Below are 13,472 nucleotides of genomic sequence, written 5' to 3'. Positions count from 1 at the left end.
AGGCACGCGGCGGGTCACATGTTGGCGCGCGATGGTGCGCTACCGTCCGAGCCATGGCGTACGACGGAAATGTGAAGGTTGGGGGCGCCCCCGCGGTCCGCGAGCTCGCCGGGCTGACCCTGACCAAGGTGTCGGTGGGCCGGATGGACAACAACGCCTACCTGCTGCGCTGCCGGGAGACCGGGGAGCAGGTCCTGATCGACGCGGCCGCCGACGCCGGGACGTTGATCGACCTGCTCGGCGGGGCGCCGCTGGCCCGGGTGATCACCACCCACCGTCACGGCGACCACTGGCAGGCGCTGGCCGAGATCGTGCAGCGGACCGGCGCGGCAACGGCCGCCCACGTCGACGACGCGCCCGGCATCAAGGTGCCCACCACCGAGCCGCTGCACGACGGGGACGAGGTGCGCGTCGGCTCCTGCGCCCTCACCGTCACTCATCTGGCCGGGCACACGCCCGGCTCGGTCGCGCTGTGTTACCACGAGCCGGGCGGGCGTCCGCACCTGTTCACCGGCGACAGCCTGTTCCCCGGCGGCGTCGGCAACACCCACGGGTCGAAGAAGGACTTCACCCGGCTGATCGACGACGTGGAGCACAAACTGTTCGACCGGCTGCCGGACGAGACCTGGGTCTACCCCGGCCACGGTGCCGACACCACGCTCGGCGCCGAGCGGCCCCACCTGCCGGAGTGGCGTGCCCGCGGCTGGTGAGCGGCCGGGTCCGGCTCAGACGGGCCGGCGTACGAAAGACCGCAGCAGGGCGTACGGATAGGGACGGGCGAACTCGCTCACCTCGTCCAGCCGGGCCATCTCCGCGGCACCCAGCGACCAGCCGGCGGCCCCGAGGTTGTCCTCGAACTGCTCCAGCGTCCGCGCGCCGATGATGGGCGCTGTCACCCCCGGCCGCTGCACGAGCCAGCGCAGCGCGACCTGCGCGGGCGAGTGACCGGTCGATTCGCCGATGTCGTGCAGGGCGTCCAGGACGGTCCAGGTGCGCTCGTTGGCGTACCGCTCCCAGCTCTCGCCGTTGTCGTTCCCGCTCGCCTCGGCCACGCGTGAGCCGGCCGCCGCGCCGTCCGCGCCGCGGCGGTACCGGCCGGACAGCCAGCCGCCACGCAGCGGACTCCAGGCGATCAGGCCGAGGCCCTCGCGTTCGCAGACGGGGACGAGTTCGAGTTCGGCGTCGCGGTCGAGCAGGTTGTACAGCGGCTGCAGGCAGGCGAACGGCTCCCAGCCGTTGTGCCGGGCGAGGTCGACCGACTTCTGCAGTTGCCAGCCGGTGTAGTTGCTCGCTCCGAGGAAGCGGACCTTGCCGCTCTGCACCAGCCGGTCGAGGGTGCCGAGCGTCTCCTCCAGCGGCGTACCGTCGTCGAAGACGTGCACCTGGTACAGGTCGAGGTAGTCGGTGCCGAACCGGCGCAGGCTGGCCTCCACCGCCGCCATGATGTGCTTGCGGCCGGCGCCGGTGTCGTTCTGGCCCGGTCCCATCTGCCCGTACACCTTCGTGGCGAGCACGATGTCGTCGCGGTTCGCCGACCTCAGCCAACGGCCGACGACCTCCTCGCTGGCGCCGGCGCCATAGACGTCGGCGGTGTCCACGAAGGTCCCGCCTGCCTCCACGAACCGGTCCAGCATCTTGTGGCTGGTGGCCTCGTCGGTGGACTGCCCGAACGACATCGTGCCGAGGCAGAGTTCGCTGACCCGCAGGCCGGTCCGGCCGAGATACCGGTGTTCCATGAGACTCCTGTCGAGGTGCTGTGTCGACGCGTTCTGGCGAGGCGTCCTGGCGCGGCGCTTTCGCGTGCCTGCCAGAACGTTAGGGCGGAACGAGCCGCTCGGACCGGCCATCCAGCAGGCCGGATTCCGGACCAATTCGGCCTGGAAACGCCCTACGAACGACTCCGCCTACGAACGTCCGCGTCCGGCCCTGCGCCGGAAGCGCTCGGAGGCGCCGGACAGGATCGGCTCGCCGTGGCCGAACACGGCCTTCTCGAAGTCGAACTCCCCGAGCCGGCGGAAGCTCCGCGCCGCCGCGGGCATGTCCTCGGTGACGATCTCCCCCGCCCGGCCGGCCGGTGACCGGATGCCGGCGAGGTTGACCGCGGCGTCGCCGACGAGCAGCGTTCCGCCGTCGCGTTCGAGCAGGAACGACAGGTGGCCGCGGGTGTGGCCGGGCGTGTGGATCACCCGGATCCCGCCGGCGAACGGCAGCCGCTGCCCCTCGTCGACCTCGACGTCGACCTGTGCGGGCTCGGGTTCGCCGCCCCTGGCGTTCATCCGCACGACGAGGGGGCCGAGCACGCGGGCAACCACGCCTTGCCATTGCGGCCACTGCCGCGGAGTGTCGCCACGTACGACACCGGCGTCGACGGGATGTGCGTACACAGACGCGCCGGTACGACGCACCATCGCCGCCAGGCCACCCATGTGGTCGGGATGGTGGTGCGTCACCAGGATGTGGCGGATCAGCGCCGCCTCCCGGCCCAGCAGCCGCAGGCCTTCGGCGATGTCCTCGTCGTCCTTGGGCTCACCGGTGTCGACCAGGACGAGACCGTCGTCGGACTCCACGACGTAGGAGCTCACGAACCCGTGCTTGATGCGGTAGACGCCCGGAACCACCGTGGTTGCCTTCATCCCGCCCAAGGTAGGGCATGTTCCCGGCCGAGGCGCGCGTCCAGGAAAATACCTGCGAGGCCGTCCGGTTGTGCGCAATCCGTTGACGCGGCTGCCCCGGTGGGATAACGCTGAGCCGGACATCGCGCGGCGTGGGCCGGTGCTGCGTGGCTGACGGGGAGGTCAGTGATGCGCGGGAAGTTTCCGAGGAGCCCGAAGAGCAGTCCGAAACGCAGTCCGAAGAGGACGCCCTCCCTGCGAGTGGGCGTCGCCACCGCCGCCGTGGCCGCCGCGGCACTCGCGATGAGCGGGGTGCCCGCGGTCGGAGCGCGGGCGGCGGCCCCGAGTGTGGCCCAGCAGAGTGGCCAGAGCTCAACCACAGCAGGGATTTCGGACTCACGGCAGGCGGCGTTCGCCGAGGCGGCGCGGGAGTACGCCGTACCGCTGCCGGTGCTGCTGGGTGTGTCCTACCTCGAGACGCGCTGGGACGCCCACCGGGGCAGGCCTTCCATGGCCGGTGGCTACGGCCCGATGCACCTCACCGACCTGGCCGCCGCCACCGCGCAGGGCGGCACCCCGGCTCCGGGCGACCGCGGCGACCCGGCGCGTCCGGGCGCGGCGAGGACGCCCAGTGGTCCGGCGTTCCGGACCGTCGACCTCGCCGCCCGGCTGACCGGCGTGGGCAAGGCCACCTTGCGCACCGACCCGGCCGCCAACATCCGCGGCGGTGCGGCGGTGCTCGCGGAGTACCAACGCCGGTTGGGCGGAGCAGGCGCCACCGACCCCGGTGACTGGTATGGCGCGGTCGCGGCCTACTCCGGCGCCACCGAGCAGTCCGCGGCCCGTGCGTTCGCCGACGACGTCTATGCCCAGATTCGAACGGGCGCGAGCCGGGCGACCGACGACGGGCACCGGGTCACCCTGGCGCCGACCACCGTACGCGCGGACCGCACCTGGCTGCGCAAGCTGGACTTGCGGAGGGCTCCGAAGGCCGCGGCCGCGCCCGAGTGCCCGGCAGACCTCGGCTGTGAGTGGATTCCCGCGCCGTACGAGGAATTCGGCGACGGCGACTACGGCAACCACGACCTCGCCGACCGGCCGAACAGCCAGAAGGTGCGCTACATCGTCATCCACAGCACCGAGGGCAGCTACGCCGGCACCATCAACCTCGTCCAGGACCCGACCTACGTCAGCTGGCACTACACGTTGCGCGACAGCGACGGCCACATCGCCCAGCACGTACTGACCAAGGACGTCGCCTGGCACGCGGGCAACTGGTATGTCAACGCCAAGTCGATCGGCCTGGAGCACGAGGGCTACGCCGCGCGCGGCGACTGGTTCACCGAGGTGATGTACCGCAACTCCGCCTCCCTGGTGCGTTACCTGGCGGCGAAGTACGACATCCCGCTGGACCGCCAGCACATCCTCGGCCACGACAACGTGCCCGGCATCACCCCGGCCAACGTGGCCGGAATGCACTGGGACCCGGGTCCCTACTGGGACTGGAACCACTACTTCGAGCTGCTCGGCGCGCCGTTCACGCAGAACTCCACGTCGGCCGGCGGAGTGGTGACCATCAAGCCGGACCCCGCGACCAACCGGCCCGTCTTCACCCACTGCGAGGACCAACCCGGCCCGCCGTCGGAGGGCCGACCGCGCCGCTGCCGGGCCTGGCCGTCGTCCGCGGTGTTGCTGCACACCGAGCCCAACCAGGGCGCACCGCTGCTGCGGGACGTGGACAGCAACCCACCTGACGGTGTGAGTACGACCAACGTCGCCGACATCGGCAGCCGGGTCTCCGCCGGCCAGCAGTACGCCGTCGCCGAGGTACGCGGTGACTGGACGGCGATCTGGTACCTCGGCCAGAAGGGGTGGTTCTTCAACCCCGCCGACGCTCCGCGCGCGGTCTGGACGAAGGCGACGCTGGTGAAGCCCAAGCAGGGCAGGGATTCGGTGCAGATCTACGGCCGGGCCTACCCCGAGGCGACCGCGTATCCGCCGGACGTTCCCGTGCAGCCGCTGGTGCCGTTGAGCTACACCTGGCCCGCCGGGCAGAAGTACGTACTGGGAATGCAGGCAGAGGCGGAGTACTACCGCGCGGTGACCTTCGATCCGGCCGACCACCAGGTGATCCGTGGAGAACTGCGCTACTACCAGGTGCAGTTCGGCCACCGCATCGGCTACGTGCTCGCCGACGACGTCGACCTCGTGACTCCTGCCGGCTGAACGCAGCGCAGGCTACCTGCGGCCAACTATGTCAACGTCCGCTTGACATAGGGCGATCATCCAACCAGTCTGTCCCCATGGCTGTCAACGACTTGGATCTCGACCAGATCATCGCCGCGGTCGAAGGTGAACAGACCCAGGCCACCCCGCTGGAGCGGGTGGGTGCCGCACGTGCGGCCGCCACCCGCTTGGATGCCCTTGCACAGCACGTGGTCGCGCACTTCGTCGACCAGGCGCGCCACGAAGGTGCGTCCTGGACCGACATCGGTGCGGCGCTCGGCGTCACCCGGCAGGCTGCGCAGCAGCGGTTCGTTCCGGCGGAGGGGGTCGACGTGGAGGCGGCGGGCAGCCGCGCCGCTCTCCCCTACAGCGCCCGGGCCACCGCCACCCTGACGGCGGCCCGCGACCTGGCGGTCTCCCACCACCACCGCTACGTCGACGACCTGCACCTGCTGCTGACGTTGCTGGACAACCGAAGTGGCGGCGCCGTCAGCGCGGTGAAGGCCTCGGGCGTCCGCGTGGCCGACGTTCGCCGCACCGCGCGGGCGCGGCTGACCGCGGAGGGCCCGCGCCGGGTCACGAAGAACCCCCCGCTGGGCAGGGCGTCGGTACGGGCGCTGGACGTCGCGGTGCGCGAGGCACTGCGGCTCGGTGGCGGCGAGATCGGCACCGAGCACGTGCTGCTGGCCCTTGCCAGTGACCCGCGCACGCCGGCCGGCCAGGCGCTCGCCGAGGCCGGGGTGGACTACGCGGCACTGCGCCAGGAGGTGAGCCGGCTGTCCACCGAGGCCGCCGAGCGTCCCGCCGCAAAGCGCACCCGCAAGCGGGCGTAGGACTTCGAGAAACTCACAGCGGCGTGCCATCCCGGCCATCCGGGGGCACGCCGCTGTGACCGCTCGGGTGTCCAATGCGGACGCTGCCAACCCGGAGTTGACGCCGAGTCGTGCGACGTCGGGTCGCTCACGGGCAGGTCCAGCCGCCCTCGCGTTCGGACAGCGGCGTGCCGCACTGGTCGTCGTCAGAACAACGTGTGCGCCACCTCGACGATCCGGTCCGCCCCGTCCACGACCGGGATCAGCCGCCACTTGTCGAACGCCGTGCACGGGTGGGAAATCCCGAACCGCACCAGGTCGCCGACGGCAAGGTCGGCCTCCGCCGGCAGGTCGAGGAACGCGTGCTGGTCGTTGAGGGCGCTGACGCGCACACCCGCGACGTCCCGGCGCCGGCCGCCCGGCCCCACGGCCGACCGCACCGACGGAAGCGCGACGTCGAACGGCACGTCCCGCCGGCCGGCACCCACCAGCGCCCGGTTCGGCTCCGGCCGGGACAGGACGTACGCCCACACCTCCAGTGCGGCCCGCAGCTCGTGCGGCCGGCCACCGGTGGGCAGCGGGGTGGCGTGGCCGTACAGCTCCTCGTCGTGGGTGACGTAGCCGCCACTGCGGACGACCACCGTCGACGACGGCACGCCGGTGAGCTCCTGCGCCACCACGTCGAAGTACGTGCTCCCGCCGGCGGACAGCAGCAGCCGGCCGTCGGGCACGTCCACCAGGCCCTCCTCGCGCAGCGCGATGCCGAGCGTGCGCACCTCCTGGCAGAACGCCGCTGCGGCGGCGAGCGCGGTGTCGTCACGTCCGTGCCCGAGCACGCCCTCGTAGCCGGTCGCGCCCGCGACCCGCAGCATCGGCGCCGCGGCGGCGGCCCGGGCCACCGCCATCGCGGCGTCGTGGCCGCGCGCGCCGGTCCGGCGGCCGGGTACGCCGATCTCCACGAGCACCGGCAGCGGCCGGCTCGCGGCGTTCGCGCGCAGCGCCTCGTTCAGCTGTGCGACGCCCTCGATGCTGTCGACGCACACGTAGACGGTGAGGTCGGGGTCGGCGGTCGTCGCCGCGGCCAGCCAGCCGATACCGGCCGGGTCGACGAGCTGGTTGGCCAGCAGGATCCGGCGTACCCCGCACTCGGCGTAGGCGCGCACCTGCCCGATCGTCGCCGCGGTGATCCCCCACGCGCCGGCTCGCAGCTGCCGCGCGGTGACCTCCGGCGACATGGACGTCTTCCCGTGCGGCGCGAGCACCACGTCGCGCTCGGCGCACCAGGCGGCCATGGTGGCGACGTTCGCGGCCAGCGCCGTCTCCCGCAGCACCATCAACGGGAACGTGAGTTCGCCGGTACGCAAGCCCGCCTTGCGGTCGACCAGATCCGCCGGCGTCAGCGGGGCGAGGGCGGTGAATCCCTTCTCCGCGGGGCCGATCGGCTGCTCGCGCAGCGCGGTCAGGGTGGCGTCGAGAACCCTCGCGTCGTAGGCGATTCCGCCCGGGACGGACGCGCCGGGAGCGGTTTCGTCGGGGGTCGCTTTCATCGGCCGGCTTCTCCTCGTCGCAGGGCGCGCCCGGGGGTCGCGCCGGTGAGTTCGCCGCCGGTCAGCACGAGCTCACCGGCGACGAGTACGTCGTCCACCCCATCGGCCAGCTGCCTCGGGTGGTCGTACGTCGCCCGGTCGCCGACCCGCTCGGGGTCGACCACCACGACGTCGGCGACCGCACCCTCGGCGAGCCGCCCCCGGTCGGTGAGCTGGAACCGCCGGGCGGGGTGTCCCGCAAGGTGCCACGCCGCCTGCGGCCACGTCCAGTCGCCGAGCTCCCGGGTGTGGTGGCCGAGGAAACGCGCGAACGCTCCCCAGCCGCGCGGGTGCGGGTGCCCGCCGAGGTAGATGGCGTCGGAGCAGCCGACGTGGCGATCGTCGCGCAGCATCGCACGCAGGTCGGACTCGTCGCCGCCGGGCGCCGGGATGATCGCGCCCACCGCGAGGTCGCTGTCCAGCAACAGGTCGCACAGCAGGTCGGGCAGGTCCAGGCCGGACTCCGCACACGCCTGCGCAAGCGTGCGGCCCTCCGCCCACCGGAACGTCCTGCCCGCCACGTAGCCGAGGATCGCCGGCGCCAGGTCGGTGCTGACCCGGGGGAACCAGTTCGCCCGCAGCTCGGCGCGCACGGCCGGGTCGGCGAGCCGGCGCAGCGTCGCCTCCACCCCGCCCGCCTGCACCTGCGGCGGCAGCGCCTTCATCGCCAGGATGGTGTTGCCGTAGATGTGCGGGTAGACGTCGAACGTCGCGTCCACGCCGTCCGCGGCACAGTCGGCGAGGTGGGCGAGGAGGGGTTCGGCCCGCCCGCGCAGGTGCGAGACGTGGATCGGTACGCCGGTCGTCCGGCCGAGGTCGCGGGCCTCGACCATGCCGGGCGCGTGCCCGCCGTCGTAGCTGCGCAGGTGGCTGACGTACGGCACTCCCACCGCGGCCGCCACCCGGCACAGCGTGGCTAGCTCGTCGAAGTCGGCGAACACGCCGGGGACGTACTCCAGCCCGGTCGACACCCCGACCGCTCCCTCGTCCAGTCCCTGCTCGACCAGGCGCACGAGTTCGGGCAGCCGGTCGCCGGCGGGATGGTCGTCGGGGCCGAGCACCTCGTGCCGGACGGTGCCGAGGGGAACGAGGTAGGAGACGTTGACCGGTGTCCTGCGGTCGTAGAAGTCCAGCAGCTGCGCGACGGTGCAGCCGGCCGCGAGCTCCGGCGGCGGCGTACCGTCCACCGCGGCGAAGTAGCGGGCGACGTAGGCCACCGTCTCCGCCGAGCCGGGCGCGAACGACAGGCCGTCCTGGCCGAGCACGACCGAGGTGACGCCCTGGCGGAGCATGGCTTCCTGGACGTCGGGGCGGGTGAGGACCGCGTCCGCGTGCACGTGGGAGTCGACGAAGCCGGGGAGTACGTATCGCCCGGTCACGTCCAGCACCGTCCGGGCGGAAACGTCCGCGCCCAGGTCCCCGACCGCGACGATCCGGCCGTCCCTGATGCCGACGTCCGCGCGCCGCGGACCCACTCCGGTGCCGCCGTCACCGGCAGAGCCGTTCGGACCGGGGCTACCCGGGTCGGTGCCGTCCACGACGGTGCCGCCGGTCAGGAGGATGTCGTACCCGCTCACTCATACCTCGCCGCGTCCGCGTGCTCCGGCCACCGGCTGGTGGCCCCGCGGCCGAGGCTATCCGGTCCGAGCCGAATAGGCGCAGCCGTCCCGGGTGTCACGGATGTCACGGGTGTCACGGCTCGGGGTGCAGCTGGACCGCCCGTCCGGTCGCGGCCGCGGAGTAGATCGCGCACAACAGCCGTACGGTCTTCACGCCGTCGGTGACGTCGACCGCCGGGGGCCGGTCGTCCCGCAACGCGTCCAGGACGTCGCGCCACTGCGCACGGTGACCGGCCAGGCCGATCGCGGCGGGGTTCTGTGCCCCGCCGGCCGGTCCGGTGCCGTTCGCCGGGCTCTGTGGAGTCTGTGGAGGTGGTACGCCGGGCAGGTCCCAGCGGGTGACCTCGTCGTGGGTGAGCTCGATCGTTCCCCTACTCGTGCAGAGAGCGAGGCGGGCCGGGTCCCCCGGGCGGATGGCGGTGGACGACACCACCACGCCGAGCGCGCCCGAGACGAACCGCAGCGTGGCAACCGTGGTGTCCTCGGCCGACATCACCGCCGGGTCGTGGCCCAGCGTCGCCGACTGGGCGGTCACCTCGACCGGAGCGCCGAGGAACCACCGGAGCAGGTCGATGTTGTGCACGGACTGGTTCATCACCGAACCGCCGCCGCTGTCCTGCCGGCTCCGCCACGAGGCGCGCGCATAGTACGCGTCGTCGCGGTGCCAGTGGACGAACGTCTCACCGAGGATCGGCCGGCCGAGCTCGCCCGCGTCCAGCCGGCGCTTGATGTCCAGGTGCTGCGGCTCCAGCCTGCGCTGGGCCATCACCGACACCAGCAGGCCGGACTGGGCCGCCTCCCACGCGATCTCCTGTGCGGCGGCCACGTCCAGCGCGAGCGGCTTCTCCACCACGACGTTGCGGCCGGCGCGCAGAGCCGCCAGCGTCTGCGGCGCGTGGGTCGGAGTCGGCCCGCACAGCACCACCAGGTTGAGGTCGCCGCGGACGAGGATCTCCTCGGGGTCGGCCCTGGTGGTCTGCGGCCAGCCGAGTTCGGCCAGGTCGGTGCCCGCTCCCCCGCTCACCGCGACGAGCTCGACCTCCGACCGGAACTCGGCGAGGACGCGCGCGTGGGTGACGCCGATACTGCCCAGACCGACGAGGCCGACACGCCTGCGCGCGGGCGTTGGCGCCGGCGTCTGCGCCGGGCTCGGCACCGGCGTCGTTGCCGGGCGAGGCGAGTCCATGTCGCTCCTGTCAGCTCCTGCGGTTTCAGTCAGGACCGGAAGTGTAGGGCACCGTCCGCGGCGTACTCAACGCCCGCGCCGGGACTGTCCCCAGTCTGCCGCCGCCGTGGCCGGGCGAGTGGCCGAACGGAGCCGGACGGAGACCGACCGGCACCGCAGGGGCCCGATCCCGAGGCCGAGCCTGGCGCCGGAAGCCCGGCGGTAACGTTCAGAAGGCGATGAGTGTCGATCAGCGGCCGGACGGCGCACCCCCACCGTCCGGCGAAACGCTTCGGTGGGTACGCGAGGTCACCGGCCCGGGCGGTCTCGTGGCCTCCTTGCGGCTGATGGGCGTCGACTCCACCACCCTGCACGCGGTCGACGTGCTCAGCGCCACCGGCGTCCTGCACCGCCTGGCCCTGCGCCGCTTCCACCGGACCGACCGGCTGCGTACCGACCCGTGGTACGCCCCCACCAACGAGGCCACCGTGCTCGGCCTGCTGGGCAGCACCGACGTACCCGCGCCCCGGCTCGTGGCCGCAGACACCACGCCGACGGTGTGCGACATGCCCACGCTGCTCACCACCCGCGTGCCCGGCAGCCCGCCGGTTCGCGCCGACCGGGCCGTGCTGGCACAACTGGCGGAGACGCTCGCGGCCGTCCACGCCGTGGACCTCCCGGTCGTGCGGGCCCTGCCGCCGTACCGGCCCTACTACGACCGCCACCGCGACGGCCATCGCCGCCCGCCGGTCTGGTCGGCGGCACCCCGGCTGTGGAACCGGGTCTTCGACGTGGTGGCCGCCGGGCCGCCGCCCACGACGCCGGGCTTCATCCACCGCGACTACCATCCCGGCCAGACGCTGTGGGACGGCGACCGACTCGTCGGGGTGGTCGACTGGACCACCGGCTGCCTCGGCCCGCGCGGGATCGACCTGGCCCGGATGCGGCTCAACCTGGCCGGACGCTACGGCGGCGAGGTGGCCGAGCAGTTCCTGGCGCTCTACCGCGGGATCGGCGTGGCGGACGCGCACCATCCGTACTGGGACCTGCTGGACGCCTGCGACGGACTGCTCGACGCGCCCGAGCCCTCGACCCCGACGTCGCGGGCGGAGTGGCTGCGCTTCGAGGACTGGCTGGCCCGAACGGCTGCCCAGCTGTGAATCCCGACGCCACCCCCGACGCGAGCGCCGGCCAGAAACCCGCCATGGACGCCGAATCCGACGAGTTCCTGCGCTTCGTCCGGATGCACACCCGGCTGCGGCCGGTGCCCGGCGTACCCGAGATCAGCCTGCACCTTGCCGACGACGCGATCGGGCTGTGGCAGGAGACCGAGAGCTCCTTCGGCCTCACCGACTCACCGCCGCCGTTCTGGGCGTTCGCCTGGGCCGGCGGGCAGGCACTGGCGAGGTACCTCCTCGACCATCCCGAGGAGGTGGCCGGCGCGCGGGTCCTCGACCTGGCCTCGGGGTCTGGGCTGGTCGCGATCGCCGCCGCGCGGGCCGGGGCCGCCGCCGTCACCGCCAACGACCTGGATGCGCTGTCCCTCGCGGCGATCCACCGCAACGCCGCCGCGAACGCCGTGCACCTCACCGGGCACCTCGGCGACCTCCTGGCCGAGGCGGCGGTCGACGCCGACGTCGTGCTGGCCGGCGACATCTTCTACGAACGCACCACCGCCGCCCGGATGCTGCCGTTCCTGCGCCGGGCGCGGGCAGGCGGCGCACGTGTCCTGGTCGGTGACCCGGGGCGTACGTATCTGCCGCCGGACGGGTTCGTCGCGGTCGCGTCCTACCGGATGCCGGTGCCGGTGACCCTGGAGGACGCGGAGGCCAAGCAGACAACGGTGTGGCGACTGGTCGAGGACCGCCCCTCCGGCTGACCGTAGGGCCGGGCGGCTTCCCGCCGCGGTCGGACAGAAATCCGGCCGCGGCGGATCATCGGGGAATAACCACGCGGCCGGGCGAACTTGCCAAGGCATGACGACCAGCCCGCACGCCCTGCTCGGGATCGCCGCCGTGGCTCTCGGCCTCGTCCTCACTCCCGGGCCGAACATGATCTATCTCGTCTCGCGTTCGGTGACGCAGGGGCGCCGCGCGGGCCTGGTGTCGCTGACCGGAGTGGCCGCCGGCTTCCTGGTCTACCTCCTCGCGGCCACGGCGGGACTGGCGACGGTCTTCTCGCTGGTGCCCACGCTCTACACGGCGCTGAAGCTGGGCGGAGCGGCGTACCTGCTGTGGCTGGCGTGGAAGGCGGTACGGCCGGGCGGTGAGTCGGCGTTCGCGCCGAAGGCGCTGCCGGTCGACCCACCGCGCCGGTTGTTCGCGATGGGTTTCGTCACCAACCTGCTGAACCCCAAGATCGCCATCCTGTATGTCTCGCTGCTGCCGCAGTTCGTCGACCCGGGGCGTGGTCACGTGGCCGGGCAGAGCCTGGCGCTCGGACTGACGCAGATCACGGTGGCGCTGACGGTGAACGCGCTGATCGTGCTCGGCGCGGGGTCGCTGGCCGCGTTCCTCGGCAGGCGGCCGACATGGCTGCGGGTGCAGCGGTACCTCATGGGCACGGTGCTCGCCGGGCTGGCGGTACGGATCGCCGCGGACCGGTCCCGCGTACTCGCCACTCCGTGACGTTCCCACGAAACGACGCTCTCGGATAATCCGCCACGGATCGAGTTGTAGCCTGGACGGCATGACCGCCATGGCTCCCGCCCGCGCCGAACCGGATCTTTCGTTCCTGCTGGATCACACCAGCCACGTCCTGCGGTCGCGGATGGCGGCGGCACTGGGCGAGATCGGGCTCACCGCCCGCATGCACTGCGTGCTGGTGCACGCCCTGGTGGAGGAGCGCACCCAGATCCAGCTCGCCGAGCTCGGCGACATGGACAAGACCACGATGGTGGTGACGGTGGACGCGCTGGAGCAGGCCGGGCTGGCTGAGCGCCGGCCGTCCAGCACGGACCGCCGGGCGCGGATCGTGGCCGTCACCAAGGAGGGTGCCCGGCTGGCCCGGCGCAGCCAGCGGGTGGTCGACCGGGTACACCAGGAGGCGCTCGCAGCACTTCCCGCCGACGAACGCAAGGTCTTCCTGCGGGCCCTCGAGCGGCTGACCACCGGCCACCTCGCCGAACCCGTGGAGGCTCCCCGTCCGGCCCGCCGAGCCCGCCAGCGCGAGTCCTAGGTCTTCGAAACACGACCTAGCGTTCAGGGCCTGAGGATCCGCTGCTGTCGATCCACCCACTCCGGGGGGACGTATTCGGGGTGGCCGTGGGTGCCCATGCGGACTTGCCATCCTTTGTGGTGGACGGTGACGTGGTGGTAGCGGCACAGGAGTACGCCGTTCGCGAGATCCGTTGGGCCCCCGTGGTCCCAGGGGTTGATGTGGATGCTTCTATGATTGTCAAGCGGCCTGTTCGGTCGTTCTTGCAGCTTGAGCGTTGGCTTGGAGTAGGCGGT

The 13,472-nt window shown here is 72.5% G+C and carries 13 protein-coding genes; 7 read left to right on the top strand and 6 right to left on the bottom strand.

Annotation, left to right across the window (positions count from 1 at the left end; translation table 11 throughout):
* Nucleotides 1-53: 53 nt before the first annotated feature.
* Entirely contained in the window at nucleotides 54-710 is a 657-nt protein-coding gene (locus ABZV93_RS26840) for an MBL fold metallo-hydrolase (RefSeq protein ID WP_354941352.1), read from the top strand.
* A 15-nt stretch (nucleotides 711-725) separates the two neighbouring features.
* On the opposite strand, the gene ABZV93_RS26835 is transcribed toward ABZV93_RS26840, so the two are convergent.
* Together ABZV93_RS26835 and ABZV93_RS26830 are read right to left on the bottom strand one after the other, a co-directional pair.
* The gene (locus tag ABZV93_RS26835) at nucleotides 726-1,736 is read right to left on the bottom strand and encodes an aldo/keto reductase (protein WP_354941350.1); all 1,011 of its coding nucleotides are present in this window, start codon (nucleotides 1,734-1,736) and stop codon (nucleotides 726-728) included.
* 168 nt (nucleotides 1,737-1,904) lie between these two features.
* Entirely contained in the window at nucleotides 1,905-2,633 is a 729-nt protein-coding gene (locus tag ABZV93_RS26830; protein ID WP_354941348.1) for an MBL fold metallo-hydrolase, read from the bottom strand.
* A 240-nt stretch (nucleotides 2,634-2,873) separates the two neighbouring features.
* On the opposite strand from ABZV93_RS26830, the gene ABZV93_RS26825 reads away from it, so the two are divergent.
* Together ABZV93_RS26825 and ABZV93_RS26820 are read left to right on the top strand one after the other, a co-directional pair.
* A complete protein-coding gene (locus tag ABZV93_RS26825; RefSeq protein ID WP_354941346.1) occupies nucleotides 2,874-4,838 on the top strand; it encodes an N-acetylmuramoyl-L-alanine amidase in 1,965 nt (654 codons plus the stop codon).
* A gap of 77 nt (nucleotides 4,839-4,915) precedes the next feature.
* Nucleotides 4,916-5,671, top strand: coding sequence for a Clp protease N-terminal domain-containing protein (locus ABZV93_RS26820; RefSeq protein WP_354941344.1), 756 nt, complete (start codon nucleotides 4,916-4,918; stop codon nucleotides 5,669-5,671).
* 185 nt (nucleotides 5,672-5,856) lie between these two features.
* Here ABZV93_RS26820 and ABZV93_RS26815 read toward each other — a convergent pair whose 3' ends face one another.
* The 3 genes from ABZV93_RS26815 to ABZV93_RS26805 form a co-directional block, all read right to left on the bottom strand.
* Nucleotides 5,857-7,197, bottom strand: coding sequence for an alanine racemase (locus ABZV93_RS26815; protein WP_354941342.1), 1,341 nt, complete (start codon nucleotides 7,195-7,197; stop codon nucleotides 5,857-5,859).
* Nucleotides 7,194-8,813: an amidohydrolase family protein gene (locus tag ABZV93_RS26810; RefSeq protein WP_354941340.1), complete on the bottom strand. Its 1,620-nt coding sequence runs from the start codon at nucleotides 8,811-8,813 to the stop codon at nucleotides 7,194-7,196. The genes ABZV93_RS26815 and ABZV93_RS26810 overlap by 4 nt, the downstream gene beginning before the upstream one ends.
* A 115-nt stretch (nucleotides 8,814-8,928) precedes the next feature.
* On the bottom strand, nucleotides 8,929-10,041 hold the full coding sequence (locus tag ABZV93_RS26805) for a Gfo/Idh/MocA family oxidoreductase (RefSeq protein ID WP_354941338.1): 1,113 nt from the start codon (nucleotides 10,039-10,041) through the stop codon (nucleotides 8,929-8,931).
* 218 nt (nucleotides 10,042-10,259) lie between these two features.
* On the opposite strand from ABZV93_RS26805, the gene ABZV93_RS26800 reads away from it, so the two are divergent.
* The 4 genes from ABZV93_RS26800 to ABZV93_RS26785 all read left to right on the top strand — a co-directional run bounded on the left by ABZV93_RS26800 (nucleotide 10,260) and on the right by ABZV93_RS26785 (nucleotide 13,197).
* Entirely contained in the window at nucleotides 10,260-11,180 is a 921-nt protein-coding gene (locus tag ABZV93_RS26800; protein ID WP_354941336.1) for an aminoglycoside phosphotransferase family protein, read from the top strand.
* A gap of 44 nt (nucleotides 11,181-11,224) precedes the next feature.
* Nucleotides 11,225-11,899, top strand: coding sequence for a 50S ribosomal protein L11 methyltransferase (locus ABZV93_RS26795; protein WP_354941334.1), 675 nt, complete (start codon nucleotides 11,225-11,227; stop codon nucleotides 11,897-11,899).
* A gap of 97 nt (nucleotides 11,900-11,996) precedes the next feature.
* A complete protein-coding gene (locus ABZV93_RS26790) occupies nucleotides 11,997-12,647 on the top strand; it encodes a LysE family translocator (RefSeq protein WP_354941332.1) in 651 nt (216 codons plus the stop codon).
* Nucleotides 12,648-12,708: 61 nt separating this feature from the next.
* Nucleotides 12,709-13,197, top strand: a complete 489-nt coding sequence (locus ABZV93_RS26785) for a MarR family transcriptional regulator (protein ID WP_354941330.1) — start codon at nucleotides 12,709-12,711, stop codon at nucleotides 13,195-13,197.
* Between the two features lie 23 nt (nucleotides 13,198-13,220).
* Here ABZV93_RS26785 and ABZV93_RS26780 read toward each other — a convergent pair.
* On the bottom strand, nucleotides 13,221-13,472 hold a 252-nt coding region (locus ABZV93_RS26780), incomplete at its 5' end, for an HNH endonuclease (RefSeq protein WP_354941328.1).

It is taken from the genome of Actinopolymorpha sp. NPDC004070, from assembly GCF_040610475.1.
Taxonomy (GTDB): Bacteria; Actinomycetota; Actinomycetes; order Propionibacteriales; family Actinopolymorphaceae; genus Actinopolymorpha.
The sequence above is the reverse complement of the archived record's forward strand: the minus strand, read 5'-3'. Positions and strand labels throughout refer to the sequence as shown.